The organism is Pedococcus sp. P2_E5, assembly GCF_056403895.1.
The window spans coordinates 47,778-74,008 of sequence record NZ_JBFUEP010000030.1; the positions used below are offsets into that span (position 1 = coordinate 47,778).

32 protein-coding genes are annotated in these 26,231 nt (G+C 70.6%); 6 read left to right on the forward strand and 26 right to left on the reverse strand.

Annotated features, from left to right (window positions below; translation table 11 throughout):
* Positions 1-51: 51 nt before the first annotated feature.
* The 6 genes from AC1DVZ_RS11695 to ispF all read right to left on the reverse strand — a co-directional run bounded on the left by AC1DVZ_RS11695 (position 52) and on the right by ispF (position 5,254).
* A complete protein-coding gene (locus AC1DVZ_RS11695) occupies positions 52-381 on the reverse strand; it encodes a hypothetical protein (RefSeq protein ID WP_477618369.1) in 330 nt (109 codons plus the stop codon).
* Between the two features lie 87 nt (positions 382-468).
* Complete coding sequence (gene rlmB, locus AC1DVZ_RS11700; protein ID WP_477618370.1) at positions 469-1,449, reverse strand: 23S rRNA (guanosine(2251)-2'-O)-methyltransferase RlmB; 981 nt, start codon at positions 1,447-1,449, stop codon at positions 469-471.
* Positions 1,450-1,460: 11 nt separating this feature from the next.
* Positions 1,461-2,900: a cysteine--tRNA ligase gene (gene cysS / locus AC1DVZ_RS11705; RefSeq protein ID WP_477618371.1), complete on the reverse strand. Its 1,440-nt coding sequence runs from the start codon at positions 2,898-2,900 to the stop codon at positions 1,461-1,463.
* A gap of 71 nt (positions 2,901-2,971) precedes the next feature.
* The gene (locus tag AC1DVZ_RS11710) at positions 2,972-3,625 is read right to left on the reverse strand and encodes an MBL fold metallo-hydrolase (protein WP_477618429.1); all 654 of its coding nucleotides are present in this window, start codon (positions 3,623-3,625) and stop codon (positions 2,972-2,974) included.
* Positions 3,626-3,663: 38 nt separating this feature from the next.
* Complete coding sequence (locus AC1DVZ_RS11715) at positions 3,664-4,749, reverse strand: S-(hydroxymethyl)mycothiol dehydrogenase (protein WP_477618372.1); 1,086 nt, start codon at positions 4,747-4,749, stop codon at positions 3,664-3,666.
* Positions 4,750-4,759: 10 nt separating this feature from the next.
* A complete protein-coding gene (ispF, locus tag AC1DVZ_RS11720) occupies positions 4,760-5,254 on the reverse strand; it encodes a 2-C-methyl-D-erythritol 2,4-cyclodiphosphate synthase (RefSeq protein WP_477618373.1) in 495 nt (164 codons plus the stop codon).
* Positions 5,255-5,328: 74 nt separating this feature from the next.
* Between ispF and AC1DVZ_RS11725 the strand changes: the two genes are divergently transcribed.
* Positions 5,329-5,922 carry a GNAT family N-acetyltransferase gene (locus tag AC1DVZ_RS11725; RefSeq protein WP_477618374.1) on the forward strand — a complete coding sequence of 198 codons (594 nt, stop codon included), beginning with the start codon at positions 5,329-5,331 and terminating at the stop codon, positions 5,920-5,922.
* A gap of 10 nt (positions 5,923-5,932) precedes the next feature.
* Here the strand turns inward: AC1DVZ_RS11725 and ispD are convergent, their stop codons facing one another.
* Both ispD and AC1DVZ_RS11735 read right to left on the reverse strand, forming a co-directional pair.
* The gene (gene ispD / locus AC1DVZ_RS11730; RefSeq protein WP_477618430.1) at positions 5,933-6,604 is read right to left on the reverse strand and encodes a 2-C-methyl-D-erythritol 4-phosphate cytidylyltransferase; all 672 of its coding nucleotides are present in this window, start codon (positions 6,602-6,604) and stop codon (positions 5,933-5,935) included.
* Positions 6,601-7,083, reverse strand: a complete 483-nt coding sequence (locus tag AC1DVZ_RS11735; RefSeq protein WP_056922091.1) for a CarD family transcriptional regulator — start codon at positions 7,081-7,083, stop codon at positions 6,601-6,603. Before AC1DVZ_RS11735 ends, ispD begins: the two co-directional genes overlap by 4 nt.
* A gap of 208 nt (positions 7,084-7,291) precedes the next feature.
* Here AC1DVZ_RS11735 and AC1DVZ_RS11740 point away from each other — a divergent pair, with 208 nt between their 5' ends.
* Positions 7,292-7,843 carry a hypothetical protein gene (locus AC1DVZ_RS11740; RefSeq protein ID WP_477618375.1) on the forward strand — a complete coding sequence of 184 codons (552 nt, stop codon included), beginning with the start codon at positions 7,292-7,294 and terminating at the stop codon, positions 7,841-7,843.
* Between the two features lie 86 nt (positions 7,844-7,929).
* Here the strand turns inward: AC1DVZ_RS11740 and AC1DVZ_RS11745 are convergent, their stop codons facing one another.
* Together AC1DVZ_RS11745 and AC1DVZ_RS11750 are read right to left on the reverse strand one after the other, a co-directional pair.
* On the reverse strand, positions 7,930-8,613 hold the full coding sequence (locus AC1DVZ_RS11745) for a winged helix-turn-helix domain-containing protein (protein ID WP_477618376.1): 684 nt from the start codon (positions 8,611-8,613) through the stop codon (positions 7,930-7,932).
* A gap of 76 nt (positions 8,614-8,689) precedes the next feature.
* Positions 8,690-9,892, reverse strand: a complete 1,203-nt coding sequence (locus tag AC1DVZ_RS11750) for a sensor histidine kinase (RefSeq protein WP_477618377.1) — start codon at positions 9,890-9,892, stop codon at positions 8,690-8,692.
* A gap of 169 nt (positions 9,893-10,061) precedes the next feature.
* On the opposite strand from AC1DVZ_RS11750, the gene phoU reads away from it, so the two are divergent.
* Positions 10,062-10,751, forward strand: a complete 690-nt coding sequence (phoU, locus tag AC1DVZ_RS11755; RefSeq protein ID WP_477618378.1) for a phosphate signaling complex protein PhoU — start codon at positions 10,062-10,064, stop codon at positions 10,749-10,751.
* A gap of 162 nt (positions 10,752-10,913) precedes the next feature.
* On the opposite strand, the gene AC1DVZ_RS11760 is transcribed toward phoU, so the two are convergent.
* From AC1DVZ_RS11760 to AC1DVZ_RS11775, 4 genes are all read right to left on the reverse strand, one after another.
* Entirely contained in the window at positions 10,914-11,648 is a 735-nt protein-coding gene (locus AC1DVZ_RS11760; RefSeq protein WP_477618379.1) for a phosphoglyceromutase, read from the reverse strand.
* Between the two features lie 33 nt (positions 11,649-11,681).
* On the reverse strand, positions 11,682-12,170 hold the full coding sequence (locus AC1DVZ_RS11765) for a YbjN domain-containing protein (RefSeq protein WP_477618380.1): 489 nt from the start codon (positions 12,168-12,170) through the stop codon (positions 11,682-11,684).
* Positions 12,167-13,480 carry a D-inositol-3-phosphate glycosyltransferase gene (gene mshA, locus AC1DVZ_RS11770; protein WP_477618381.1) on the reverse strand — a complete coding sequence of 438 codons (1,314 nt, stop codon included), beginning with the start codon at positions 13,478-13,480 and terminating at the stop codon, positions 12,167-12,169. The genes AC1DVZ_RS11765 and mshA overlap by 4 nt, the downstream gene beginning before the upstream one ends.
* A gap of 94 nt (positions 13,481-13,574) precedes the next feature.
* A complete protein-coding gene (locus tag AC1DVZ_RS11775; protein ID WP_477618382.1) occupies positions 13,575-14,369 on the reverse strand; it encodes a hypothetical protein in 795 nt (264 codons plus the stop codon).
* 44 nt (positions 14,370-14,413) lie between these two features.
* Here AC1DVZ_RS11775 and AC1DVZ_RS11780 point away from each other — a divergent pair, with 44 nt between their 5' ends.
* A complete protein-coding gene (locus tag AC1DVZ_RS11780) occupies positions 14,414-15,202 on the forward strand; it encodes a class I SAM-dependent methyltransferase (protein ID WP_477618431.1) in 789 nt (262 codons plus the stop codon).
* A 148-nt stretch (positions 15,203-15,350) separates the two neighbouring features.
* Here the strand turns inward: AC1DVZ_RS11780 and AC1DVZ_RS11785 are convergent, their stop codons facing one another.
* The 7 genes from AC1DVZ_RS11785 to AC1DVZ_RS11815 form a co-directional block, all read right to left on the reverse strand.
* Entirely contained in the window at positions 15,351-15,815 is a 465-nt protein-coding gene (locus tag AC1DVZ_RS11785) for a phosphomannose isomerase type II C-terminal cupin domain (RefSeq protein WP_477618383.1), read from the reverse strand.
* Between the two features lie 14 nt (positions 15,816-15,829).
* Positions 15,830-16,168 carry a DUF2516 family protein gene (locus AC1DVZ_RS11790; RefSeq protein ID WP_477618384.1) on the reverse strand — a complete coding sequence of 113 codons (339 nt, stop codon included), beginning with the start codon at positions 16,166-16,168 and terminating at the stop codon, positions 15,830-15,832.
* A 16-nt stretch (positions 16,169-16,184) separates the two neighbouring features.
* Complete coding sequence (dtd, locus tag AC1DVZ_RS11795) at positions 16,185-16,610, reverse strand: D-aminoacyl-tRNA deacylase (RefSeq protein ID WP_477618385.1); 426 nt, start codon at positions 16,608-16,610, stop codon at positions 16,185-16,187.
* A 6-nt stretch (positions 16,611-16,616) separates the two neighbouring features.
* Positions 16,617-17,597, reverse strand: a complete 981-nt coding sequence (locus tag AC1DVZ_RS11800; protein ID WP_477618386.1) for an asparaginase — start codon at positions 17,595-17,597, stop codon at positions 16,617-16,619.
* Positions 17,598-17,741: 144 nt separating this feature from the next.
* Positions 17,742-18,428, reverse strand: a complete 687-nt coding sequence (locus AC1DVZ_RS11805) for a hypothetical protein (RefSeq protein WP_477618387.1) — start codon at positions 18,426-18,428, stop codon at positions 17,742-17,744.
* Between the two features lies 1 nt (position 18,429).
* Entirely contained in the window at positions 18,430-18,903 is a 474-nt protein-coding gene (locus AC1DVZ_RS11810; protein ID WP_477618388.1) for a helix-turn-helix domain-containing protein, read from the reverse strand.
* A 135-nt stretch (positions 18,904-19,038) separates the two neighbouring features.
* Positions 19,039-19,881, reverse strand: coding sequence for a beta-keto acid cleavage family enzyme (locus AC1DVZ_RS11815; protein ID WP_477618389.1), 843 nt, complete (start codon positions 19,879-19,881; stop codon positions 19,039-19,041).
* A 158-nt stretch (positions 19,882-20,039) separates the two neighbouring features.
* Here AC1DVZ_RS11815 and AC1DVZ_RS11820 point away from each other — a divergent pair, with 158 nt between their 5' ends.
* Positions 20,040-21,458 (forward strand): tyrosine-protein kinase domain-containing protein, encoded by a 1,419-nt coding sequence (locus tag AC1DVZ_RS11820; protein ID WP_477618390.1) that lies wholly within the window; start codon positions 20,040-20,042, stop codon positions 21,456-21,458.
* 88 nt (positions 21,459-21,546) lie between these two features.
* Here the strand turns inward: AC1DVZ_RS11820 and ygfZ are convergent, their stop codons facing one another.
* Positions 21,547-22,617, reverse strand: coding sequence for a CAF17-like 4Fe-4S cluster assembly/insertion protein YgfZ (gene ygfZ / locus AC1DVZ_RS11825; RefSeq protein ID WP_477618391.1), 1,071 nt, complete (start codon positions 22,615-22,617; stop codon positions 21,547-21,549).
* Positions 22,602-23,018 (reverse strand): Fur family transcriptional regulator, encoded by a 417-nt coding sequence (locus AC1DVZ_RS11830; RefSeq protein WP_477618392.1) that lies wholly within the window; start codon positions 23,016-23,018, stop codon positions 22,602-22,604. Before AC1DVZ_RS11830 ends, ygfZ begins: the two co-directional genes overlap by 16 nt.
* Positions 23,019-23,096: 78 nt before the next feature.
* Between AC1DVZ_RS11830 and AC1DVZ_RS11835 the strand changes: the two genes are divergently transcribed.
* The gene (locus AC1DVZ_RS11835) at positions 23,097-24,119 is read left to right on the forward strand and encodes an LCP family protein (RefSeq protein WP_477618393.1); all 1,023 of its coding nucleotides are present in this window, start codon (positions 23,097-23,099) and stop codon (positions 24,117-24,119) included.
* A gap of 61 nt (positions 24,120-24,180) precedes the next feature.
* On the opposite strand, the gene AC1DVZ_RS11840 is transcribed toward AC1DVZ_RS11835, so the two are convergent.
* The 3 genes from AC1DVZ_RS11840 to AC1DVZ_RS11850 are packed head-to-tail and all read right to left on the reverse strand — an operon-like array spanning position 24,181 to position 26,219.
* Complete coding sequence (locus tag AC1DVZ_RS11840) at positions 24,181-25,125, reverse strand: hypothetical protein (RefSeq protein ID WP_477618394.1); 945 nt, start codon at positions 25,123-25,125, stop codon at positions 24,181-24,183.
* Complete coding sequence (locus AC1DVZ_RS11845; RefSeq protein WP_477618395.1) at positions 25,125-25,712, reverse strand: arsenate reductase/protein-tyrosine-phosphatase family protein; 588 nt, start codon at positions 25,710-25,712, stop codon at positions 25,125-25,127. The genes AC1DVZ_RS11840 and AC1DVZ_RS11845 overlap by 1 nt, the downstream gene beginning before the upstream one ends.
* A gap of 9 nt (positions 25,713-25,721) precedes the next feature.
* Positions 25,722-26,219 carry a heme-binding beta-barrel domain-containing protein gene (locus AC1DVZ_RS11850; RefSeq protein ID WP_477618396.1) on the reverse strand — a complete coding sequence of 166 codons (498 nt, stop codon included), beginning with the start codon at positions 26,217-26,219 and terminating at the stop codon, positions 25,722-25,724.
* Positions 26,220-26,231: the final 12 nt, after the last annotated feature.

The following is a 26,231-nucleotide window of genomic DNA, read 5'->3' on the forward strand; positions in this document are numbered from 1 at the left end:
GGGAAGTGACGTCCCTGGTCGAAGCCGCCTCGCGCTCCACGGTGAGCATCGTCAGGTGCTGCTGCTGCCCGAGAGCGCCGCGAGGCCACCGAAGAAGATGACCCAGAGCAGCGACAGCACGAGGAACACCATGCCGACGATGCCGAGGATGCGGCCGATCTGGACGATCTGGCGGTTGCCGTAGCGACCCGGCGCCGCGTCGATCTCGCGCAGGGCGTTGTTGCCCATCAGGAACGCTGCGATGCCGAGCGGCGAGCAGCAGAGGACGGACAGGATGCCGAGGACCAGGATGGTGATCCCCTTGGGGTGGTCCACTGCGCCGCCACCCATGCCACCAGCGGCGAGGGGCGGAGGAGGCGGCGGGGTGCCGTAGTCAGACATGCGGTTGTTCCCTTCGAGTTTGCGGGCGCCGCTCCCCCATGGGCGCGACAGGGCGAAACGCTAGCGGATACGTCCCGTTTCGTGTGGTCAGATCGCCCTACGCCGCGCAACTTCGTACAGCGCAACTCCCGTCGCGATGCCTGCGTTCAGCGACTCGACTGCCGACGACATGGGGATCGACACGATCTGGTCGCAGTTCTCCCGCACCAGGCGGGACAGTCCCTTGCCCTCCGACCCGGTCACGATGACGATCGGCTCGGTGGCGAGCTCGAGGTCGGGCAGCTGGACGTCGCCCTCCATGTCGAGCCCCAGGATGAAGAAGCCCGCCTTGCGGTACTCCTCCAGGGCGCGGGTCAGGTTGGCGGCCAGGGCCACCGGGACGCGGGCCGCGGCACCGGCCGACGTCTTCCAGGCGCTGGCGGTCATGCCGACGGACCGACGCTCGGGCACGACCACGCCGTGGCCGCCGAACGCCGCCACCGAGCGGATGATGGCGCCCAGGTTGCGGGGGTCGGTGATTCCGTCGAGGGCCACCACGAGGGGTATGCCGGGTGCTTCCGGATCGATGAAGTCGCTCGGGTGCGCGTACTCGTACGGCGGGACCTGCAGGGCCAGTCCCTGGTGGACCGCACCGTCGGTGAGCCGGTCCAGCTCACCGCGCGGGGTCTCCAGGATCGCGATGCCCTTGGCGGTGGCGGTCTTGAGGGCTTCCCGGACGCGGTCGTCGGAGTCGATCCGCCCGGCGACGTACATCGTCGTCACCGGCACATCGGCACGCAGCGCCTCGACGACCGAGTTGCGACCGGCGACGATCTCGCTGGAGGCCTTGCCCCGTCGGGAGCCGCCACGGCTCGCACTGGGGCGGGCACCCGGCTTGGACCCGCCGCCCGCTCGCTTCTCGGCGGCGRTGGCCATCCGGTTGGCCTTGTGCTTGGGCCGCTCCTCGGCCTTCGGCGTCGGACCGCGGCCCTCGAGGCCGCGACGGCGCTGACCCCCGGAACCGACCTGCGGCCCCTTCTTCGACGCGCCCTTGCGAACGGCGCCGCGTCGCTGTGAGTTGCCAGCCATGGGTGTTCCTCTCAGCTCTCGCGGCGGGCGAGCGACCAGTTCGCTCCCGACGCCGTGTCTTCGATGACGATGCCGGCCGCGCCCAGCTGGTCGCGGATCGCGTCCGCTGTGGCGAAGTCGCGCGCTGCCCGAGCCGTGGCTCGGGCGTCCAGCTGAACTCGCACCAGCGCATCGAGCGCGTCCTGGGCATCGCCGGCACCGGTGTCGCTGCCGCCGTCCCAGTGCGGGTCGAGCGGGTTGATGCCGAGCAGGTCGGTCATGGCCAGGACGGCGCCGAACGCCGTCGCCAGCGCGTCGTCGTCACCGTCGTCGATGGCGGTGTTGCCCGCCCGGACAGTGTCGTGGACCACGGCGAGCGCGCCCGAGACGTTCAGGTCGTCGTCCATCGCCGCGGCATACGCCTCAGGCACGGTGGCATGGTCCGGCGTGGTGGACGTTCCCTCGGGCAGGGCCCGCAACGCACGGGCGAGGAAGCCCTCGATGCGCTCGACGGCCGCCTCGGCCTCGCGCAGCGAGCCCTCGTGGTACTCGATCGTGGAGCGGTAGTGGGCCGCCGTGAGGTAGTAGCGCAGCGCCAGCGGGCGGGCGACCTTGGTGACCTCGGAGACGATCAGGCTGTTGCCGAGCGACTTGCTCATCTTCTCGCCGCCCACGGTGACCCAGGCGTTGTGCAGCCAGTAGGTCGCGAAGCCGAGGCCGGCCGCGTGCGACTGGGCCTGCTCGTTCTCGTGGTGGGGGAAGCGCAGGTCGACGCCGCCACCGTGGATGTCGAAGGTGTCGCCGAGGTACTTGCGCGCCATGGCGGAGCACTCCAGGTGCCAGCCCGGGCGCCCCGTGCCGAACGGCGTCGCCCAGGACGCGGTGGCCGGCTCCGACTCCTTGCGCCCCTTCCAGAGGGCGAAGTCACGCGGGTCGCGCTTGCCCCGCGGGTCGGCGTCCTCGGCGGCTTCCATGTCGTCGATCTTCTGGTGGGTCAGCGAGCCGTAGTCCGGGAAGCTCTTGACGTCGAAGTAGACGTCTCCGCTCTCGTCGGTCGCGGCGTAGGCGTGGCCCTTGTCGACGAGGGTCTCCATCAGGGCGACCATCTCGGGGATGTGGCCGGTGGCCCGCGGCTCGTAGGTCGGGGCCAGCACGCCCAGCGAGTCGAGCGCAGCGGCCGTGGCGACCTCGTTGCGGTAGGACAGCGCGAACCACTGCTCCCCCGCGTCGGCGGACTTGGCGAGGATCTTGTCGTCGATGTCGGTGACGTTGCGGACCAGGGTGACGTCGTAGCCATGGCGACCCTCGAGCCACCGGCGCAGCACGTCGAACGCCACGGCGAACCGCACGTGACCGATGTGGGGTGCTCCCTGGGTCGTGAGCCCGCAGATGTAGATGCCCACCCGACCGGCGACCAGAGGGGTGAAGTCGCGCAGCTCGCGCGCGGCGGTGTCGTACAGGCGAAGACTCACGGCGCAAGGCTACCTGCGAGGGGCGGTCAGCCCGAACCGCCGAGTGCGCCGCGCCCACCCGCCCGCGGGGTCTAGTGGCCCCGGTCGAGCCACTCCTGCAGATGCGGCGCCTCGGCCGCGATCACCGTCGCGTCGCCGTGACCGGTCAGCACCACCGTCTCGTCGGGCAGGGTCAGCAGCCGGTCGCGGATCGACTCGATGATCGTCGGGAAGTCGCTGTAGGACCGCCCGGTCGCACCCGGGCCACCGTTGAACAGCGTGTCCCCGGTGAAGACCACGTCGAGCGCCGGGACGTAGAGCGAGCACGACCCCGGCGTGTGGCCGGGTGTGTGGATCACGTGCAGCTCGACGTCGCCGACCGTGATCACCTGGCCGTCGGCCAGGTCGCGGTCGGGGGTGACGGGATAGATCTCGTCCCAGAGCATCCGGTCCGCAGGGTGCAGGTATGCCGGGGCGCGCGTGCCGTCGCACACCTCGGCGACCGCGTTGATGTGGTCGTTGTGGGCGTGGGTGGAGATGACGGCGGTGACCCTGCGCTGGAGGTCGATCGACTTCACGATCTTCCTGCCGTCGTGGGCGGCGTCGATGATGACGCACTCGCTGTCGTCACCCACCACCCAGACGTTGTTGTCGACCTCCCAGCTGCCGCCGTCGAGCTCGAAGGTCCCGGACGTGACGATCCGGTCCACACGCACGCCACCCGCGGACGGCGAGATGGACGGCATCCCGGTGTCGTCGGTCTCGCGGCTCCGGCTGTCGTCGCTCACAGCACGACCACCGAGCGGAGGACCTCGCCGCGTTCCATCTTGGCGAACGCGCCCTCGACGTCACCGAGCCCGATCCGCTCCGACACGAACGCGTCGAGGTCGAACCGGCCCTGCCGGTAGAGGTCGACCAGCATCGGGAAGTCACGGCTCGGCAGGCAGTCGCCGTACCAGCTGGACTTGAGCGCGCCACCGCGGCCGAAGATCTCGATCATCGGCAGGGTGACCTGCTTGTCGGGGGTGGGGACGCCGACGAGGACCAGCGTGCCGGCCAGGTCGCGGGCATAGAACGCCTGCTCGTAGGTCTCCGGCCGGCCGACCGCCTCGACGACCACGTCGGCGCCGAACCCGCCCGTCAGCTCACGGATCCGCTCGACGACGTCCTCGTCCTTGCCGTTGACGGTGTGGGTGGCGCCGAAGGACCTGGCGGTCTCGAGCTTCCGGTCGTCGACGTCCACGGCGATGATCGTCGTCGCCCCCACGACCGAGGCCCCGGCGATGGCGGCGTTGCCGACTCCACCACACCCGATGACCGCGACCGAGTCGCCACGACCCACACCACCGGTGTTGACCGCGGCGCCGAACCCGGCCATCACCCCGCACCCGAGCAGGCCCACCGCCGCGGCGTCGGCCTCGGCGTCGACCTTGGTGCACTGCCCCGCGGCGACCAGGGTCTTCTCGATGAAGGCGCCGATGCCGAGCGCCGGGCTGAGCTCCGTGCCGTCCTCGAGGGTCATCTTCTGCGTGGCGTTGTGGGTGTTGAAGCAGTACCAGGGCTTGCCCTTGGCGCACGCCCGGCACTGCCCGCAGACGGCGCGCCAGTTGAGGATGACGAAGTCACCCGGCGCGACCTCGGTGACGCCCTCGCCGACGGACTCGACGACGCCCGCGGCCTCGTGGCCGAGCAGGAAGGGGAACTCGTCGTTGATGCCGCCCTCGCGGTAGTGCAGGTCGGTGTGGCAGACCCCGCAGGAGTGGACCTGGACGACGGCTTCACCGGGTCCGGGGTCGGGCACGACGATGTCGACGAGCTCGACGTCGGCTCCCTTGCTGCGGGCGATGACTCCCTTGACGGTCTGCGGCATGCGGGGCTCCTCAGGTGGTGGGGCGGACGAGAGCGGTCGCGATCGCGGCGATTCCCTCGTCGCGACCGGTGAGCCCCAGCCCGTCCGTCGTCGTCCCGCTCAACGACACCGGAGCCCCCACGCAGGTTGTCATGGCGTCCTGCGCCTCCGCACGGCGCGTCCCGATCTTTGGACGGTTGCCGATGACCTGGACGGCGACGTTGCCGATCTCGAAGCCTGCCTCGCGCACGAGCCGGACGGCCTCGCCGAGCAGCACCAGCCCCGACGCTCCCGCGAGCTCAGGCCGGTCGGTGCCGAAGTGGACGCCGAGGTCACCGAGACCGGCAGCCGAGAACAGCGCGTCGCAGGCCGCGTGACAGGCGACGTCCGCATCGGAGTGGCCCTCCAGCCCGGTCTCGCCCGGCCACAGAAGGCCGCCCAGCCACAGCTCCCGGTCCGAACCCTGCGGTGCGAAGGCGTGCACGTCCACGCCCACGCCCGTGCGCGGCATACCGGTGGTCCCCATGTCGTCCATCCAACCACCCGGGGCCCGGATAACGAGGTGAGCCGGGTGCGCCGGGGCCGTTAGCGTTGCCCGGCATGAGCGAACCGACGCAGCCACTGGCCATCCCCGTGCTCGCCGGCGACCTGGTGACCCTTCGGCCCCACTCGTCGGACGACCTCGACGCGATCTACGTACGCTGCATCGACCCCTCGACCCGGCAGTTCACGACGATCCCGCTGGAGTACACCCGCGAGATGGCGCAGGAGTACCTCTCGGGGCTGCTCGAACCGTCGGACCGCCTCATCTCGTGGGCCATCGAGGTGGAGGGCCGCTATGCCGGGACGATCGACCTGCGCGCCATGCCCGTCGATGACGGCGCCGGGGACCTGGGCTACGTCACGCACCCGGCGTTCCGCGGGCGGGGTGTGATGTCCGAGGCGGTGCGGCTCGTGGTCGCCCACGCCTTCGACACCCTCGGGTGGCAGGCCATCCGCTGGGAGGCGCACGCCGGCAACTGGGGCAGCGCGAAGGCGGTCTGGCGAGCCGGGTTCCCGGTGCCGGCGTTCGTGCCCGACCTGCTCGTCGAGCGCGGCCGGCTCGTCGACGGGTGGATCAGCACGCTCCACGCGCCGGCCCCCGCCGGACCCGTCACCCCGTGGGACGAGGTCGTCTCAGCACTGTCGCCGTAGCCCTGGGTCGCTAGTCGGCGAGGTGGCGCTCGGCCATGGCAAGGTCGTCCGGCGTCGTGATCTTGAACGCGAGCAGGTCACCGTCGACCACCCGCACGTGCCCGCCCATCCGCTCGACCAGCGCCGCGTCGTCGGTGGCCTGCTCACCCGAGGCGTGGGCGTGCACCAGCACCTCCCGCAGGAACGCCTGCGGTGTCTGGATCGCCCGCAGGCGGGTGCGGTCAGGCGTCGCGGTCACGCGCCCGGCGGCGTCAACCACCTTGACGGTGTCCGTGACCGGTATGCCGGGGACCACGGCCGGGTGCCCCGACCGCACCTCGTGCACCAGCCGGGAGAACAGGCTGGGCGGGGCGAGGGCCCGGGCCGCGTCGTGGACCAGCACGATGCCGTCGTCGGCGCGCAGCGCCGCGAGGCCGGCGGCCACGGAGTCGGTGCGCTCGGCACCACCGGCGACCACGTCCACGTCGTCGGGCCGGCTGCTCCGGGACGCGATCGCGCCCGCCTCCCTCAGGTGGGAAGCGGGCGCGACCACGACTACGTGTGAAACCTCCGGCGCCGTCAGGGCGCGCTGGACGGCGTGCTCGAGCAACGGCATACCCGCCACGACCACAAAGGCCTTGGGCTGGGTGGCGCCGAGCCGAGTGCCTTGCCCTCCAGCGACGAGGACGACGGCAACGCTCAGGAGGCGAGCACCTCGTCGAGGATTGCCTCGGCCTTGTCCTCGTTCGTCTTCTCGGCGAGCGCGAGCTCGGAGACGAGGATCTGGCGGGCCTTGGCGAGCATGCGCTTCTCGCCGGCCGACAGGCCACGGTCCTTGTCACGACGCCACAGGTCGCGGACGACCTCGGCCACCTTGATGACATCGCCGGAGGCGAGCTTCTCGAGGTTGGCCTTGTAGCGGCGCGACCAGTTGGTCGGCTCTTCGGTGTGGGGGGCGCGAAGGACGGCGAAGACCTTGTCCAGGCCCTCCTGTCCGACAACGTCCCGAACGCCGATGTCCTCGCAGTTGTCTGCAGGGACCTCGATCGTCAGGTCGCCCTGGGCCACCTTGAGCTTGAGGTAGATCTTCTCCTCGCCCTTGATCGTGCGGGTATTGATTTCTTCGATGAGTGCAGCCCCGTGGTGGGGGTACACGACCGTCTCGCCGACCTTGAAAACCATGTGCTGTTTTCCCCTTTCGCGACCCTCAGAATATCACGCCACGCCGACGTCAGGAAAGCCAGCCAGAATGCGTTTGCGCAGGTCAGGGGCGCGCAAAGGCCTTGCGGGGCAACGAATTCGGTCTTGACAGAATGGCCACTTCCGTGCAACGCGCACGGGTGCACGGTCCCGGGCACACGCCCGGCAGTCGGCCGGTAGGCTGTCCCCCGTGACCCGCCGAACCTCGCTGGCCCGCCGTTCCGGAGGCCGTTCCACCAGTCCGCGTCCCTCCCTGCGACGCCTGCTGCCGGTCGCGGTGGCCGGTGCCGCCCTTGCGCTCTCGGCCTGCCAGACGCAGTCGCCGATGCAGACGGACGTCCCCTACGTCGCGGCCGACGGTGTCCCCGTGGACCTCGGTGCCGTTCAGCTGCGCGACCTCGTCGTCATCAGTGGCGGGAAGGACAAGCCCGGCGTGCTGTCGGCGGCGGTCAGCAACACCGGCGGCGAGGCGCAGCGCATCGCCTTCGCCCTGCCCCAGGGACAGCCCGTGTATGCCGAGGCGCCGGCCCACTCCCAACGTCGCCTCTCCGACGCGACCCAGGTGCAGCTCCCGGGCGTGCCGGTCAGCGCCGGCGACGTCGTCACGCTGAGCGTGCAGTCCCCGAGCGCACCCGCCGTCGTCGTGGTGGTGCCGGTGCTGTCGGCCAGCGGGTACTACGCCTCGCTCGCCCCGACCAACCCGCCCGCCACGGACACCCCCACGGCGACCGCGACTCCCTGACCCCGCGTCTCCCCTTCTGTTGGAAGTGAAACTGCCGAATATCCGGCAGTTTCACTTCCAACAGGGCGAGAACCCCGGGGGTTGGCTCAGTCGGACTCGAACTTGTAGCCCAGTCCGCGCACGGTCACGATGTGCCGGGGGTCGGCAGGGTCGGGTTCGATCTTGGCGCGCAGGCGCTTCACGTGGACGTCCAGCGTCTTGGTGTCGCCGACGTAGTCGCTGCCCCAGACGCGGTCGATGAGCTGCATGCGCGTGAGCACCCGGCCGGTGTTGCGCAGCAGCATCTCGAGCAGCTCGAACTCCTTGAGCGGCAGCTGGGTCGGCTCGCCCGAGACCGTGACGATGTGCCGCTCGACGTCCATCCGCACCGGACCGGCCTCGATCGTGGCGGGCAGCAGGTCCTCGGGCTCGGCCAGCCTGCGCAGCACCGCCTTGATCCGGGCCAGCAGCTCGCGGGAGGAGTAGGGCTTGGTCACGTAGTCGTCCGCGCCGATCTCGAGGCCCACGACCTTGTCGATCTCGCTGTCCTTGGCGGTGAGCATGATGACGGGGACGTTCGAGCGCGACCGGATCGCACGGCATACCTCGGTGCCTGACAGGCCCGGGAGCATCAGGTCGAGGAGCACCAGGTCGGCACCCGCCCGGTCGAAGTCGGCGAGCGCCTCGGGTCCGGTCTCGGCGACGGCGACCTCGTAGCCCTCCTTGCGGAGCAGGTAGGACAGGGGGTCCGAGAACGAGATCTCGTCCTCGACGACCAGGATGCGGGTCACGCGACGACCTTTCGAGGACACGAGCGACGGAGGAGTGAGGCCCGGAGGAACGAGGAGCGGGGCCAGTTGAGAAGGGTCATGCCGGGGTGTCTCCTCGGGTCGGGTGGGGTTGCTCTGGTGACTGGCCCGGCGACGGAGGCGAGGACCCGCTGCGGTCGACCGCGGCGGGAAGGCGGATCGTGAAGGTCGACCCGCGCCCCTCCTCGCTCCAGACGCCGACGTCGCCGCCGTGGTTGGCGCAGATGTGCTTGACGATGGCCAGGCCCAGTCCGGTCCCGCCGGTCGCCCGCGAGCGCGCGCCGTCCACGCGGTAGAAGCGCTCGAAGATGCGCGCCTGCTCGGTCGTGGGGATGCCCTGGCCCTGGTCGGTCACGGTGATCTCGACCATCTCGCCCGCGAGGCGACCGCCGACGGCGACCCGGGTCCCCGGTTCGGAGTAGGCGACGGCGTTGCCGATCAGGTTGCGCACGGCGGTGACGAGCAGCGCCTCGTCGCCGAAGACCTTGAGGTCGGGCGCGCAGGCCTCCGCGATGTCGATCCGCTTGGCGTCGGCGCCGACCCGGGAGTAGTCGATGGCCTCGTGGACGGCCGCCGTCACGTCGACGAGGCGGGGTTCGTGGAGGGTGTCGGCCACCTGCAGCCGCGACAGGTCGACGATCTCCTTGACGAGCTGGGCCAGCCGATGGCTCTCGACCTGCATCCGCGAGGCGAACCGCTCGACCGCCTCAGGGTCGTCCTTGGCGTCCTGGATCGCCTCGGCCAGCAGGCCCAGTCCACCCACGGGGGTCTTGAGCTCGTGGCTGACGTTGGCCACGAAGTCACGCCTGACCTCCTCCACGCGCCTGGCCTGGGTGTGGTCCTCCACCAGCAGCAGCACGTGGCTGCTGCCCAGCGGCGCCACCCTGGCGTGCATGATCGAGCGGGCCTGGCCGAGCGGGCCGCGGGCCAGCTCGAGCTGGGACTCGCGGATGACCCCGTCGCGGCGGACCTGTCTGGCCAGGTGGCGCAGCTCGCTGTGGACCAGCTCCTTGCCCCTGACCAGGCCGTAGGCAGCGGCCGACGGTGAGTTGTTGATGACCTCGTCGGCCGAGTCGACGACGATCGCGCTGGACCGCAGCACCGCGAGGACGTCAGCCACCCCCGACGGCAGCGGTGTCACGGGCTGGGTGGGCGGCACACTGGTCTGCTGGCGTTCCGAGTAGCGCACGGCAATGACGGCCAGGGCGCCGGTCAACAGTCCGGCGAACCCGGCCAAGACGGCAGCGCTGGTCGCATCCACAGCATCAATGTACGGTGCGGCACATCCCCTTCCGAGCACGAAACGACACCCCAACGCACGGGTGTACCCAGATGTTCACCTGAGGTCACCCGATCGTTCACTGCCCCGTGGGAGCCTCGGCTCGCACACCGCACCACGCCCACCCGTGCCCAACACCCCTAGGGAAGCAATGCGCAACGCCTTTCACGAGGACCTGGACACCATCTCCGACCAGCTCGTCGAGATGACACGTCTGGCCGGGTCCGCCATGGCCCGGGCCACCACGGCCCTGCTCGACGCCGACATCCAGCTGGCTGAGTCGGTCATCAAGGCCGACAAGGAGCTGGACCGCATGCGCGAGGACCTCGACGCGCTCTCCATCGACCTCCTGGCCAGACAGCAGCCGGTCGCCACCGACCTGCGCATGGTCGTCACCAGCATGCGCATGAGCGCCGACCTCGAGCGCATGGGCGACCTCGCCCGGCACGTGGCCAAGGTCGCCCGGCTGCGCTACCCCGACTCCGCCGTGCCCGCCGACATCCGCGCCACGATCCTGCAGATGGGGCAGGTGGCCGAGCGCATCGTCGCCAAGTGCGGGCAGGTCATCGCGGCCAAGGACGTCGAGGACGCCAAGACCCTCGAGCGCGACGACGACGCGATGGACGAGCTGCACCGCACGCTGTTCAGCCACCTCATCGATGGCACGTGGAAGCACGGCACCGAGGCGGCCGTCGACATGACCCTCGTCGGTCGCTACTACGAGCGCTTCGCCGACCACGCGGTCTCGGTAGCCCACCGCGTGGTCTACCTGGTCACCGGTGAATGGGATGTCGCCGAGGACCACGAGGAGCAGGAAGACCGCGCCACCGGTCCTCAGTAGCGCCGGACTCGGCGGCGGGGGGCCGCCGGGACCAGACAGCGAAACGACTCGATGGCTGGTCGAGACCTACGACGAGTCAGGTGCCCTGACCTGCACCTGGCCGCTGAGAGTCCCCAACGACAACGACCCCTTCGACGTCCGACCCGACTGACCCGTCGAGCCCTAGCGGCCCTGGTTGGCGACGGCTGCGGCGGCCTCGGCAGCGGCCTCGGGGTCGAGGTACTCGCCCGGCTTGGTCGGCATGAAATCCTCGCCGAGGGTGTAGACCAGCGGCTGACCGGTCGGGATGTTCAGGGCGGCGATGTCCTCGTCGCTGATGCCGTCAAGGTGCTTGACGAGCCCGCGCAGGCTGTTGCCGTGGGCCGTGACGAGCACCGTCTCACCGGCCCGCAGGTCGTCCTGGATCGGCCCCTCCCAGTAGGGCATGAACCGCTCGATGACGTCCTTGAGGCACTCGGTCCGCGGCACCTCGATGCCGGCGTAGCGCGGGTCGCCGCCCTGGTCGAACTCGGACCCGGCATCGATGGGCGGCGGTGGTGTGTCGAACGACCGGCGCCAGAGCATGAACTGCTCGTCGCCGTACTTGTCGCGCGTCGCCGCCTTGTCGAGGCCCTGGAGCGCGCCGTAGTGCCGCTCGTTGAGGCGCCAGTCGCGCCGCACCGGGATCCAGTGCCGGTCCGCCGCGTCGAGCGCGAGGTTGGCCGTGTTGATCGCGCGCCGGAGCACCGACGTGTGCACGACGGTGGGCAGAACTCCCTTGTCCTTCAACAGGTTTCCACCGTTGACGGCTTCCTCGCGACCCTGGTCGTTCAGGTCGACGTCGACCCAGCCCGTGAAGAGGTTCTTGGCGTTCCAGTCGGAGTGCCCGTGGCGCAGCAGGATGAGGGTGTATGCCATGCGGGCCAGCCTAGCGAGACAGCCCGCCGCCGCTCAGTCGTGCTCCAGCAGGTGGCGGAAAGCCTCGAGGTTGCGCAACGACTCCCCCCGCGACACGCGCCAGTCCCACTCCTTCTGCATGCTGGTGAGGAAGCCGATCGCGAGCAGCTCGTTGAAGTGCGCGTCCGCGGCTTCCAGGACCACACCGAGCACCTGGTCCAGGTATGCCGCGTCGACGCCGGCCGCGGGTACGCGTCCGGTCACGTAGACATCGCCCGCCTTGTCGACCGCGTAGGCCAGGCCCGGCAGTCGCAGGTTCTTGCGGAGCAGGTAGCGGTAGAAGGTCTCGTGGTTCTCGTCCGGGTTGCGGATGACGAAGGCCGACACCGAGAGGGCGTCGCCGCCGGCCACCAGTGAGACGACGGTCTTGAGCTTCTTCTCGCCCGGCAGGGTCAGGACGAACTCATCCTCGCGGGCTCCCTGCTCCCACTCGATCCCGGCCTCCGCGAGGAACCCCTCGACGGTCGAGATCAGCTCGCTCACGGGACCACCGCCGCAGGCACGCCGGCGAGCGAGCCGTTGGGAGAGGGAGTGTCGTTGGAGTAGCTCTTGGCCCGACAGGCTTCGACGTACACCTCGTAGAGCCGCTCGGTCGTGCGATCCCAGCCGAACAGCGCGGCGTGCTCGATCGCCCTGCGGCTCAGGGCTTCGCGCCGCTGCGGGTCCAGCAGCAGGGACTCGAGGGCCAGGGACCAGGTGTGGGGGTCGTGGCCGTCGACCAGGATCCCCGCGTCGCCGACCGCGGTGGGGAGACCCCCGACGTCGGCAGCGACGACCGGGGTCCCGCACGCCTGCGCCTCGACGGCGACCAGCCCGAACGACTCCGAGTGCGAGGGCACCGCCACGAGGTCGGCGGCGCGGTACCAGTCGGCCAGCTCGGTCCTGGGGACCGGCGGCACGAACCGCACCTGCGCAGCGATGCCCAGTCCCTCGGCCAGCTCCTGCAGCCCTCGCGGGTGCGCCAGACCGGACCCGGACGGACCACCGAGTACCGCGACCACCAGCTCCCCGGACCAGTGAGGGTGCCGAGCCAGGAGCTCGGCCGCCGCCTTGATGAGCACCTCGGGCGCCTTGAGCGGCTGGATCCGTCCGACGAACAGCAGCACCCTGGCGTCCTGTGGCAGGCCCACGGCGGCACGCGCCGCGCGCGGGTCACCCGGCGAGAACAGCGACAGGTCCACCCCGGGAGGCACGACGACCACCTTGTCCGGCTCCGCGGCATACAGGTCGATCAGCTCGTGGCGCTCGCCCAAGGTGTTGGCGATGAGGCGGTCCGCCGCCTCCACGACCTGGACCTCACCGATCTCGCGACCAGGGGGTTCGGGTGTGTCTCCCTCGGCGAGGTGGAGGTTCTTGACCCGCGCCATGGTGTGCATGGTGTGCACGAGCGGCACCTGCCAGCGGTCGGCGGCCAGCCACCCCACCTGGCCGGACAGCCAGTAGTGCGAGTGGACCAGGCTGTAGTGGCCCTCCGCCTCGTGGGCTCCGGTGCGCATCACCCCGGCGGCGAAGGCACACAGCTGCCCGGGGAGGTCGTCCTTGCCGAGCCCTTCGTAGGGACCTGCCGTGACGTGGCGGACGGTGACGCCGGGCTCCATCTCGACCGTGGGGGGCAGGTCAGCCGTCGTGGTCCGGGTGAAGATCTCGACCTCGACGCCGCGCCTGGCCAGCTGGTGCGCCACCTCGACGACATAGACGTTCATCCCGCCCGCGTCACCCGTGCCCGGTTGCTCCAGCGGAGAGGTGTGGACGCTCAGCATCGCGACGCGGTCGATGCGTTCGCAGCAGCCCATGCTGCGAGTCTGCCACGCAGGCACCGAGGCCCACGACGCCGGTGCGCAGCCCAGCGCCGTGCTCGGCCTCGCGCGAACTCGCCCCGGGCGGTGGTCAGCCCGGGGCGCGAGTCGGCTGCGGAGCCGGGCGGGCCTGGGACGACACGGTCAAGGAGCAGGCGTCGGACCAGATGTGGATGTCGGTGCGCCCTGCCGCGCGGATGTCGACGCCCCGCGCCACCCGTTGCGGGCCCACCCCGATGTCGGTACGCAGGAGCGTGGTGAAGACAGCCCGGCCCTCGACCGCTCCCGGGTCCACCCAGGCCGCCGAGTCGCGAAGGTTGACAGCCGGCAGGCCGGGACGGATGCCGACCGTCAGGGGTTCGCGATCGAGGTGCCAGACGACTCCGTCGGCACCGTTGACCGAGGCCCCCACCCTGATCAGGCTGCCGGCCGACTCGATCCGCAAGGTCACCGGCAGCGAACGCGACCCGTCGCTGAGCGTGCCGAAGTACGTCGCCCGGCCGGGCAGGAAGACCAGCTCGGAGATGGTCAGGTTGTCGTAGCTGCGGGTGACCCGCTCCTGCGTCCGACCGTCGCCGCTGGTCGTGGCAGTGCCGTCGACGGCGGACAGGATCGACCCTCCGATCACCGTCTGCAGCAGCAGGTCTCTCTCCCGGTTGATCCGGAGGCCGTCCGAGTAGAGCGACACGGTCACGCCGCCACCGAGGGTCGCCACCCCTTTGGCCTCGGGGTTCACCGTCAGCAGCCCGGGCGCGACGTCGACGAAACCTTCGCCGTGCCCCAGCCACCCGGGCAGGTTCGTGACGAGGCCGAGCAGCGCGAGGGCGCCCAGTGAGGCCACCAGCGCGACCATGCTGCGGCTGATGTCACGGTCCCGGGCTCGCACCCGCCCAGCCTAGGCGCCTCGCCGCGTAGGCTGCCCGCGTGGCTGTGCAGCGACCCGTGGGCACCATCACTCGCGGCACCACCAACCCCAACCGGTTGCGCCGGGTCGACCGCTGGTTGGCCGGTCCCCAGGCCTGGCGCCTGAGGCGGGCCGTCGGTATGCCGGTCGTGGTGGACCTCGGGTACGGCGCCTCCCCGGTGACGGCCGTCGAGCTGCATGACCGCCTGCGGCGGGTGCGACAGGACGTCCAGGTCGTGGGGATCGAGATCGAGCCGGAACGGGTGTCGCTGGGCAGACCCCTTGAGCGCGAAGGGCTTTCGTTCCGGCTCGGTGGTTTCGAGGTGCCGATCGACGGGCGTCAGGCGACCATCGTGCGCGCCTTCAACGTGCTGAGGCAGTACGACGAGTCAGACGTGGCCGCCGCGTGGGCGACCGTCCAGCACCGGCTGTCCCCCGACGGCCTGCTCGTCGACGGCACCTGCGACGAGCTCGGTCGGCGCAGCGCGTGGATCGCCGTCGCACCCACCGGCCCGGTGTCGTTGAGCCTGTCGTGGCGGCTCCGGGGACTCGACCGCCCCTCCGACATCGCCGAGCGCCTCCCGAAGTCGCTCATCCACCGCAACATCGACGGTGAGCCGGTCCACGCCTGGCTCCAGGCCCTGGACACGGCCTGGCTGCACGCAGCCCACCACGCGAGCTTCGGCGTACGGCAACGCTTCCTGGCGGCCGTGGACGCCGTGCGCGAGGACGGCTGGCCGGTCCAGGACGGGCCGGCGAGGTGGCGTCTGGGCGAGGTCACCGTGGACTGGTCAGCCGTCGCGCCCCGCCCCTGAGCCCGCGCACCCCCGCCCCCGCCAAACGCACCCAGCCTCGGGGCGTCAGCAACCTTTGCTAGCAAAGGAAACTCGAACGCGGACAGGTTGCAACCTGTCCACCATCAAGGAACCTTTGCTAGCAAAGGTTCCTTGCGACGACGCGGGGTCAGGCGTCGCGGGCGTAGTCGTCCTGGAGGCGGACGATGTCGGCCTCGTCGAAGTCGCCGAAGGCGATCTCGAGCAGTCGGCCGGGCTGGTCGCCCTTGTTGGCCATCCGGTGCACCGCGTTGCAGGGCACCCAGACCGGCTCGCCCGGTGCTGCGGTCCAGGTGCGGTCCCCCACGGTGACCTCGATCGGCACGTCGAGGACCTGCCAGAACTCTCCCCGGTGGTCGTGGGTCTGCAGCGACAGCCGGTGGCCAGGTTCGACGGTGATGATCTTGACGGTCACGCGCTCGTTGGAGACGAACTGCTGGAAGTTCCCCCAGGGCCGGTGCACCGTGAAGATGCCGTCGCGCGGATCGGGCAGCTCCGATGCCTCGGCGGCTCGTTCCCCGGTCACGGTGTCGTTGCTGGTCACGGTGTCGTTGCCGGTCACGGTGTCGTTGCCGGTCACGGCCCTCCCGGTCATGGTCTCGTCCCCCATCACCACGGTCCGTAGGGGCCCATGTGCTGCCCCCCGCGGCCGCTGCCACTGACCTGCTGCAGAGCAGGACGCACATCGGCCAGGTAGATACCGGCCCCGACGATGGCGATGATCCCCACCGAGAACAGGGTGAACGAGTTCGCCACCGAGATGAAACCGAGCAGCACCGCGACGCCCGTGACGATCGTCCAGAACTTCTTGGTGCGCTTGCCTGCCGCGATGAACGCGTCCGGCCGGTGACGCAGGGCGTCGACGAGCGCGAACACTTCGGCGGCGAAGGCCGAGAGACTGAGCAGCAGGATCACGATGCCCTGTGCGGAACCGAGCGCGGAGAACATGGCCACAGCCTAAGGGTCAGACGTCCACGATCAGGGTGACCGGACCGTCGTTGACGAGGGTGACCTCCATCATCGCGCCAAACCGGCCCGTGGCAACCTCCACGCCGCGAGCACGCAGTGCCGCGACGACCGCGTCCACGACAGGCTCCGCGACCGGGCCCGGCGCCGCGGTGTTCCACGACGGACGCCGACCCTTGCGAGTGTCGGCGTACAGCGTGAACTGGCTGACGACCAGCACCGGAGCCGCGTCGTCGAGCACCGAACGCTCGTCCCGCAGGATCCGCAGCTCGCTGATCTTGCGGGCCAGGGCGTCGACCTGTGCCGGGCCGTCGTCGTGGGTCACCCCGACCAGGGCCACGAGGCCGGGTCGGTCGATTGCCCCGACGACCTCGCCCTCCACGGAGACGGAGGCGCTCGTGACCCGCTGCAGGACGGCTCGCACGTCGCCTCAGATGTTGACGGCGACGATGCCGCCGACGACCTCGCCGTGCCCGAGCACGGGAGAGTTCTCGAGCTGGGCAAGGGCCGGGGAGTCGACACCGAGCCGCCGCAGCGCCGCGGCCAGGATGACCGGCTTGGCGCGCGGGTACCCGTCGGCGACCTTGACGGCGACTCCGCGCCCGTCGGCCAGCCCCACGGCATACACGGACTCGGCGCCGTCCTTGGCGATGAGGCCGGGCGTGGCCTCGATGAGGGCGGTCACGTCGCGGTCACTGCCCCCGAGGTATGCCGGGTGGGCACGGATGGCGTCCGCCACCTCGCCCTCGGGCGTGCCGGGGGCGGCAGCGGCCATCCGGCCGAAGGCCCGGGCCAGTCCCGCGAGCGTCACGGCCATCACCGGGGCGCCGCAGCCGTCGACGGCGACAGCGGTGATCTCGTCGCCGGTGAGTTCGGCGAGTGTCTTCGAGATCGCCTGCTGCAGGGGGTGGTTCGGCTCGCGGTAGGTCTCGATGTCCCAGCCGTTGACCACACACGTGGCCAGCATCGCCGCGTGCTTGCCCGAGCAGTTCTGCATGACGGGCGTCTTGCTGCCACCCGATCGGATCACCGCCTCGCGCGCGGCCTCGTTGACTGGGTAGTCAGGCGTGTTCTGGAGGGCGGCCTCGGTCAGTCCCGCCGAGGCGAGCATCTCGCGCACGGCCGCGACGTGGAACTCCTCACCGGAGTGGCTGGCGGACGCGAGCGCGAGGTGCGCGGGCGGCATACGCAGCCCTGCCCGCACCATCGCCAGCGTCTGGATCGGCTTGTTCGACGACCTCGGGAAGATCGGGTCGTCGACCGCCCCGAGCGCCAACAGGTGGCTGCCGTCGGGGGCGGTGGCGACCACGGAGGCTCGGTGCGCGGACTCGACGAAGCCTCCGCGCACGTAGTGCGCAAGGACCGGTGCGTCGTCGAGGGCGGGCGGGGTGGCTGTCTGCGGCGTGCTCACGCGGCGAGCCTAGCCACCCGTGCGCGGGCAACCGCGCGGGCAACCGTGAGGGCGACCGTGAGGGCAAACGTGGGGGCAAACGTGGGGGCAAGGCAAACGGCCCCCTCCCGGATCACGGGAGAGGGCCGATTGGCTGGGGGTTGGTCAGTCGCCGACCTTCGTGGCGGCCGTGGTGGCGGCCTTCTGGGTGGCGGTGGCCGTCTTCTTCGCGCTGGTCGTCGCGCCCTTGGTGGCGGACGTGCTCTTGGCGGCAGCCTTCTTCGTGGTGGTCGCGGTGCGCTTGGCAGCGGTGCGGGTCCGGGTGGCGGACTGCTTCACCGCGGTGCCGGCCTCCGTGGCCTCGACGACGATCGAGTCGGCGATGGCGTCGGCGGCGACAGCGGCCTCCTTGCGACCGGTGGTCAGCGTGGCCTTGGCCGAGCGCTGGATCTCCGTGGCGGACTTGCGCACGGTCGTCACCGCACCCTTGCCCAGGGCGAAGGTGGCCTCGGCCTGCGCGAGCAGGTCCTTGGTCGACTTCTGGGTGCGGACGCGCTTGACGAGCTTCTCGCCACGGGCAGCCGCGGTCTCGTAGGTCTCCTGCGCCTTGCCGGCCAGCTCGAGGCTGCGGTTGAGGGCGAGGGCCGGGAGCTCCTGGGCCTGCTCGGCGACCTCGGTCACGCGGACCTGGGCCTTGGTCTGCAGCGTGGCGGGGTCGAGGTCGATCCGGACGCCGGTGGCCTTGACGCGAGCGTCGCGCACCTTCTCGACGGCGAGGTCGGCCAGGCCGACGGCGGCGAACACGGGGGTGGTGTCGGTGACGGTCTTGCGGATGTCGGCAACGAATGCCATGTCATGCTCCTTTGTTACGAGGGGTCTTGGTACGGGTGGTGGTACCGGGCTTGGTGGTGCCGGTCGTGCTGGTGGACGAGCGCCTGCGGCCCGCACTCGCGTCGACGCCCACGAACGAGTCGTAGATGTCGAGCAGCGCGGCCTTCTGACGGTCGGTGAGCTGCGGGTCGGCGCCGATGACGGCCCTGGTGTCGAGCGCAGCGCCGTGCGTCGTGTGGGCGTCGCCGTGGCGCTCGTCGAGGATCCCGGCCCGCACGTAGAGCGACTCCGCTGAGACCTCGAGGCCCTTGGCGAGCTGCTGGAGGATCTCGGCGCTGGGCTTCTTCAGGCCCCGCTCGATCTGCGACAGGTAGGGGTTGGAGACACCGGCGAGCTCGGAGAGCTGGCGCAGCGAGAGCCGGGCGGACTGACGCTGCTCGCGCAGGTAGTCACCCAGGTTGTTGCCGCCCAGCGGCCCCAACGGAATTCGGCTCATGCCCCCAGTCTGCTTGCTCTAGTTAGCAGAATGCAAACTGGAGGCAGCGTGTTCCCCATCACACGGCATACATCAGGGGCGGGGCGGGGCGGGTCAGCGGTGGCGTGGGGCTGGTCAGCGGCGGCGCGGGGCGGGTCAGCGGCGGCGGTCCTTGACCCCGAGCATCAGGCGGGCGTCCTCGGTCGACAGCGCCGGGCGCTGCATCACCTCTGCGAGGTGGGCGACCCGCTCCACGAGCTGGGAGTTGTGCTCGACGGGTATGCCGCGGGCGAAGACCACGTTGTCCTCCATCCCCACCCGCAGGTGGCCGCCGGCGGCCAGGGCCGCGGCCGCGACGGGCAGGTGGCTGCGCCCGATGCCCGTCGCGGACCACGAGGTGACCTCGGGCGGGAGCATCGCCACGCCGGCCAGCAGCGCGGCGGGGGTGCCCGGCATACCTCCCGGCACGCCGGTCACGAAGTCGACGTGCACCTTGCCCCCGAACGGGAGGCCGTGGCTGTCGATGAGGCGGGCCAGCGACGCGACGTGGCCCAGGTCGAACAGCTCGAACTCGGGGACCACCTCGCGCTCCTGGGCCTGCACGTAGAGGTCGGACATGAAGCCGTAGGGGTTGAGGAAGACGTCGTCGCCGAAGTTCGTGGTGCCGCAGGTGAGCGAGCACGAGTCGGGTTCGGCGTCCAGGACCGTGAGCCGCTGGTCGAGCGGGTCGTGCACGCTGCCCCCGGTCGACAGCTGGATGACCAGGGAGGTGCTCTCACGGAGCGCGTCCACCGCAGCCTTGAGGTGACCGGCGTCCAGCGTCGGTCGGTGCTCACCGTCGCGGATGTGCAGGTGGATCATCGAGGCGCCGGCCCGCTCACAGGCCACGGCCGTCTCGWCGAGCTCGTCGAGCGTCGTGGGCAGCTGGGGGAAGTCCGCCTTGGCCAGTTCCGCGCCGGTGGGCGCGACGGTGATCAGGGTGCCGGTCGTGGGAGCCATGGGCGCCATCATGGCAGCCGCTCCCACCGCCATCAGCAGGGCCGCTCCAGCACGGGGAACCCGGTTCCCGCGACGTTGTGTGGGAGACTGTCGGCGCCCAAAGCCAACCGAACCCAACCGGGGCTCATCGACCGCGCCCAGACAGTGAAAGCAGGACCGTGGACCTTCACGACTACTACCGGGTCGTGCGCAAGCGCTGGCGTGCCATCGCTGCCGTGACCCTCCTGATGGTGGCCCTGGCGGCACTCCTCACCCTGTGGAGCCCCAAGACCTACCAGGCGCGCACCCAGTTGTTCGTGTCGACCTCGGGCGGTCAGGACTCGACCCAGCTGCTGCAGGGAAACACCTTCACCCAGCAGCGCGTCAAGTCGTACTCCGACCTGATCACCACGCCGACCGTGCTCGACCCGGTCATCAAGGACCTCGGGCTGCCGGGCACCGCCGACGAGCTGGGCTCCCGCATCACCGCCAGCGTGCCGCTCGACACCGTCCTCATCGACGTCCTCGTCTCTGACCGTGACCCCGAGCAGGCCGCCCGCATCGCCAGCGCCGTGGGCAAGCAGTTCTCGACGAGCATCCTGGACCTCGAGCGCGTCTCCGAGGACTCGGTCAGCCCGGTCAAGGTCTCGGTCGTCCGGCCGCCCTCGGTCCCCGAGGGCCCGATCAGCCCGAACCCGGTGCGCAACATCGGCCTCGGCGTGGTCCTCGGCCTCCTCGTCGGTCTCGGTGTCGCCCTGCTCCGCGACACGTTCGACACCTCAATCAAGAGCGAGCGCGACGTCAAGGAGGCGGTCGACGCGACGATCATCGGCGGGATCACCTTCGACCCCGAGGGTCCGAAGAACCCCCTCATCGTCCAGTCCGACCCGCACGGCCCGCGCGCCGAGGCGTTCCGGGCCCTGCGCACGAACCTGCAGTTCGTCGATGCGGCCAACCACCCGCGCTCCATCGTGTTCACGTCCTCCCTGCCCGGCGAGGGGAAGACGACGACGACGGCCAACCTCGCGATCAGCATGGCTGCCGCGGGCGCCCGGGTCTGCGTCATCGAGGGCGACCTGCGTCGCCCTCGGCTGCTGCGCTACATGGGGATGGAGGGCTCGGTCGGCCTGACCAACGTCCTCATCGGTCAGGCCGAGCTCGTGGACGTGCTCCAGCCTTTCGGTGACACCGGCATCCAGGTGCTCGGCGCCGGCCAGATCCCGCCGAACCCGAGTGAGCTGCTCGGTTCGGAGACGATGTCGCGGACCATCCGTCAGCTCGAGGAGATGTTCGACTACGTCATCATCGATGCTCCCCCCGTGCTGCCCGTGACCGACGCCACGGTCCTCAGCACGATCACCGGCGGAGTCGTGCTCGTGGTCGGCTGTGGAGTCGTGAACAGCGAGCAGCTCAGCCGCGCGCTCATGTCCGTCAACGCGGTCAACGGGAACGTCCTGGGCCTGGTGGTCAACCGGATCCCGACCCGTGGCGCGAACGCGGAGAGCTACTACTACGGCGAGGGCTACGCACCGATCACGCCGGCCCGCAGCCGCAAGGAACGCGCCCGCGACCGCAGCGCCCAGACCGCCAAGGTCTGAGCCCGCGCCGCATCGCTGCCCGGGCGGGGCCAGCCGAGCCCGCGCACCGTCGCCCGGGCTGGGCCAGCTGGGCCCGCCTGCGCCGTCCCTACGGGGCGACGACCACGACCTGGCTGGCGCTCACGCCGGCGATGTCGAGGACCTCGTCGACCGGGGTGTTGCGCTTGACCAGCGCCAGGCCGACGGGGCCGTCCTCGAAGTGCCTGGCCACCGAGGTCAGCTGACCCACCTGTCGGTCACCGGCCATCACGGGTGCGCCGCGCTCGGGCAGCGTGTGCCCAGACCCGTCYAGGTGCAGGAAGACGAGGCGGCGGGGCGGACGACCGAGGTTGTGGACGCGGGCCACCGTCTCCTGGCCGCGGTAGCAGCCCTTGTGCAGGTGCACCGCCGTCCGGAGCCAGTCCACCTCGTGGGCGATGGTGCGGTGGTCGGTCTCGAAGCCCAGCCGCGGACGCCAGGCGGTGACGCGCAATGCCTCGCTCGCCCACGTGCCTGCGAGGTCGCGGTCTGCGACCGCCTCGGCCAACGCCGGGCGCTCGACCAGGACCTCACGCCAGGCGCGCCCCAGCGCCGGGTGCCCCTCGACCGGTCCGTATGCCGCGGTGTCACCCACGAGGTCGGGCCACGGATCGCGCCAGGCCAGGCGCTCCCCCGGTTGGGACTCCAGCCCGGACGGCTCGCCGAGGACGGCCCACTCGGACGTCACGTCGGCCACCTCGACCCTGAGCATGAACCGCATGGAGTCCAGCCAGCCGACCAGTGCGGCCGACCGTCCGGGCTCGGTGGTGATCCAGGTCGTCTCGCCGTCGTCGACGAGGTGGAGGTCGTGCTCGACGTGGCCCTTGGGGGTCAGCACGAGCGCCTCACGGGACTGCCGCGGGCCGAGACCCGTGAGCTGCTGGCTGGTGATCGAGTGGAGCCAGGACAGTCGGTCGGGTCCGGAGACGGTGACGACACCGCGGTGGGACAGGTCCACGACGGCCAGCCCCTCGGAGAGGAGTCGCTGCTCGCGGAGCGGGTCGCCGTAGTGGGCGGCGACCGCCGCATCGGGGCCGTCCCCCTCCACGGCCCCGGCGTGGCCGAGCAGCACCGAGCGCGGCACGGCCGGCATACCGGGCTCGGTGGTGGACTCGGTGGTCGTCCCTAGCGCGTCGCGCATGTGCCGCATTCTCCGTGGATCGCCATGTGTGTCACGTCAGCAACAAAGCCCGAACCGGTCAGAACATTCCCCGCGAAGCCCTCGGCGTACTCCTTGGGGCACTCCTGCACGCGACCGCAGGTGCGGCAGACGAGGTGGATGTGGTCGGCGTGGTCGGCGAGGTGATAGCTCGGCGCCCGGTGGTCGAGGTGCGTGTGTCCCACGACCTGCAGGGACTCCAGGGCATCCAGGGCCCGGTAGACGGTCGACGGCGCCAGGGCCGGACCGCCGTCGCGCGCCACCTGGGCCACGACGTCCTCCGGCGTGGCGTGACCCAGCCGAGCCACTGCGTCGAGCACCCGCTGGCGCTGCGGCGTCATCCGCCGCCCCTGGGCACGCAACCGCTCGCCGACGTCTTGCACGATCCCACTCTACGGTTCGGCCCGGGCCCCTCGGTGGTTCGTTCCCGATCAGCCTCGGTCGATACCTACACTGTCCGGGTGCTCGACCAATTCGAAGAGACCCAGTCCCCGCCCGCGAAGGCGCCCAAGAGGCGTTCGCGCGTTCGGCGGACCCTGGCTGTCATCCTGGCGCTCGTCGTCCTGGTGGTGGTCGGAGGCATCGCGGCATACCTGCTCTTCCTCAACCACACGGTGAGCTCGAACGTCCGCACCGAATCCTTGCTGCCGACTCCGGGAGTCAGCGGCGCGGCGCCCGCGCCGACGAAGAAGCCCGTTGCCAAGCAGGCGCAGAACATCCTGTTCATCGGGTCCGATGCCCGCGCCGGACTGGCCGGTGCCCGCTCCGACGTCATCGTGCTCATGCACATCGCGGGCGACCGCAAGACCGTCACGCTGGTCCACTTCCCGCGCGACCTCTACGTCAGCGTCCCCGGCCACGGCAAGGACAAGATCAACGCGGCCTTCGCCTACGGGCGGTCGCCGCTGCTGGTCCAGACGATCCAGAACCTCGTCGGCGTGCCGATCGACCACGTCGCCATGGTCGACTTCGAGGGCTTCAAGAACATGACGGATGCCGTGGGCGGGGTCAACGTGTATGTCGAGGAGTCGAGCAGCGACGGCGGCTACACGTTCACCAAGGGCTACCAGCAGATGGGTGGCGAAGAGGCGCTCACGTTCGTGCGCGAACGCCATGACCTCAGCGAGGGTGACATCTCGCGCGGCCGTCGCCAGCAGGCCTTCATCAAGGCACTGATGCTGAAGTCCCTGAGCAAGAGCGTCCTGACCAACCCCGTCAGGTTGGCGCAGTTCGTGGATGCCGGCACGGCCAACCTGACGGTCGACGACGCGTTCACGGTGGGCAAGATGCGCAGCGAGGCCTTGTCCCTGCGCAACCTGCGAGGTCGCGACATCGCGTTCGTGACCGCGCCGTTCACCGGTTTCGGCACCTCACCGGCAGGCGCGTCCATCGACCTCGTCGACGAGCCGGGAATGCGGGCTCTCGGCGAAGCGCTGCAGAACGACGCGATGGGCACCTATCAGGACGTCACCCACACGCCGTAACCGCGTCAGGGGCGCTCGTGAAGCACAGGGCGCTGTCGGGGCACGCGACGCACGCGGGGGATCAGCCCTGCTTCCAGGTCGCGAGGTTGCCACCCGCGAGGTAGACGGCGTCTCCCACGCTGAGCCAGCCAGAGCCGGACGTCACCGACAGCGCGACCGTCCCGGGCTCGACCTTGGTGAGGTTCACGGCTGCGCAGCCGAGAGCCTGGGTGGGCTTGGCCGCGTCGACGATCGCGAGCCCGTTGCAGGAGTCGGCACCGGGAACCACGACGAACGCACGGGCCTTGGTGTTGAGCGCGAGGGCGAGGGCGCCCTCGACCGTGGCCGAGGTGTCCCATCGCTCCCCCGAGGCGCTCACCCTGATCCGTCCGTCGGAGCACAGGGCAGCAGCGCCACTGTCGACGACCGCAAGGTCGACCACCGCGGTGGAGCCACACGGCTTGCCGGAGCCACCCGTGGGTAGACCGATGGACGCGCCGGCCCTCGGGTCGCGGAACCACGCGTCGTTCACGACCACCGAGTCCCCGAAGTCCGCGTCGAGGGCACCTGCCTGCCGAATGGCCGGCGTGCAGTCGGTCTCGGAGTCGGCGCCCACGACGAAGGCCGAGCCGTCGGGCCGCACCCGGACGCGGACGATGGTGTCGTAGGTGACCGATCGGGGACCCCAGCTCGCTCCAGCGTTGCGGGTGAGCTCGAGCTTGGAGCCGCCGGACTTGCAGCTACCCGTCGTGAAGCGGAAGGCGCTCCTCTTGTCGAACGCCACGAGCCCCTGAGTGAGTGGGGCGACCTTGACACTGGGCGTGGCCGGGCCCGTCGTGGTCGTGCCGCTCGTGGTCGTGGTGGTCTTGGGCACGGAGGGCGACGTGACCACGCCGGTGTTGATGGTCGAGCCACCTTGGGCCACCGGCTGACGCGTGCTGCTGATCGCGAAGGCCACGAGCATCACGTCCACGACCAGGAAGGCCGCCAACCCGACCATGCCGGCGCGTTCACCCAGTCGGGGCATCACGGCCTCCCCAGCGCTCGGGCCACCGCGGGCAGCGCACCCATGATCTGCTCGGTCATGTCCTCGAACACCTGCGCGGGCCGTCGATAGGGGTCGACGATGTCGGCCGCGGCGTCACTCAGCGGCGCCCGCATCCCGCGTTGGCCGGCAGCCAGGGCGACGACGCGCGCGATGTGCTCGCGGGCCGAGTCGGAGGGGACCCGCACGGCCGACTCGTCCAGGCCGGAGACCAGGTCGGCGAACTCCCGGAAGGCGAAGACGTAGCGCAGCGCCTTCGGGTGCAGCATGGCCACCTTGCCGCGGTGCGCGCGGGTGGCAGTGAGCACGATGTCGGCATCGGCGATCATCGACTGCGTGAGGTCACGAGCGAGGAAGCCGTCCGCGGCATACCCCTTGGTCTCCAGGAGCGCACGCGCCTGGTTCTCCATCGCGTGACCGGGCAGCGCGCCGGTGCCACCGCTGGAGACCTCGACGGCGCCGGGGCCCCACGATCGGTCCAGCTCCGCCTGGAGGGCGCGCTCGAGGAACGGCGACCGGCAGATGTTGCCGGTGCAGACCGTGAGGATCCGCGCTGGTGTCGATGACATCGGTGAGTCCTAGCCGACGCGCTTGAGCTCGGCGGACAGATGGCTCTGCAGCGGCTGGCCGACGGCGGCCATGTCCATCGCCCACATCAGGTTGGAGTTGACCAGGCCGTAGAGGCGGGTGGCGGCGTTGTACTCCTTGGCCTGGGGGCTTCGCAGGACACCGTCGGTGCGCAGCTCGATCTTGGCCGGCTCGGCCTTGCCGTAGTAGAGCTCCACGATCCCCGTCGGGTGGGTGAGGAGGAACTCGACCTCACCGTCGGCGAAGGGCCTCCAGAAGCCCAGCTCGGTCGCCAGCGGCCGCACCTTGTCACCCGCCTCGTTGAGCAGCCAGGTGCGGCTGTGCCACTCGAGGAACGGGCGACCGTCGTGGGTCACCTCGATCTCCTGCCCGAAGTTGGCCGACTCGATGGTGGGGTAGCCGACGACGCCGGCGCCCTCCCAGCGGCCGATCAGCCAGGCCAGGGGCGCGAGCTCGCGAGGGAGGTCGGGGTCGAGGGTGAACTGCATCAGCGCGGAGTC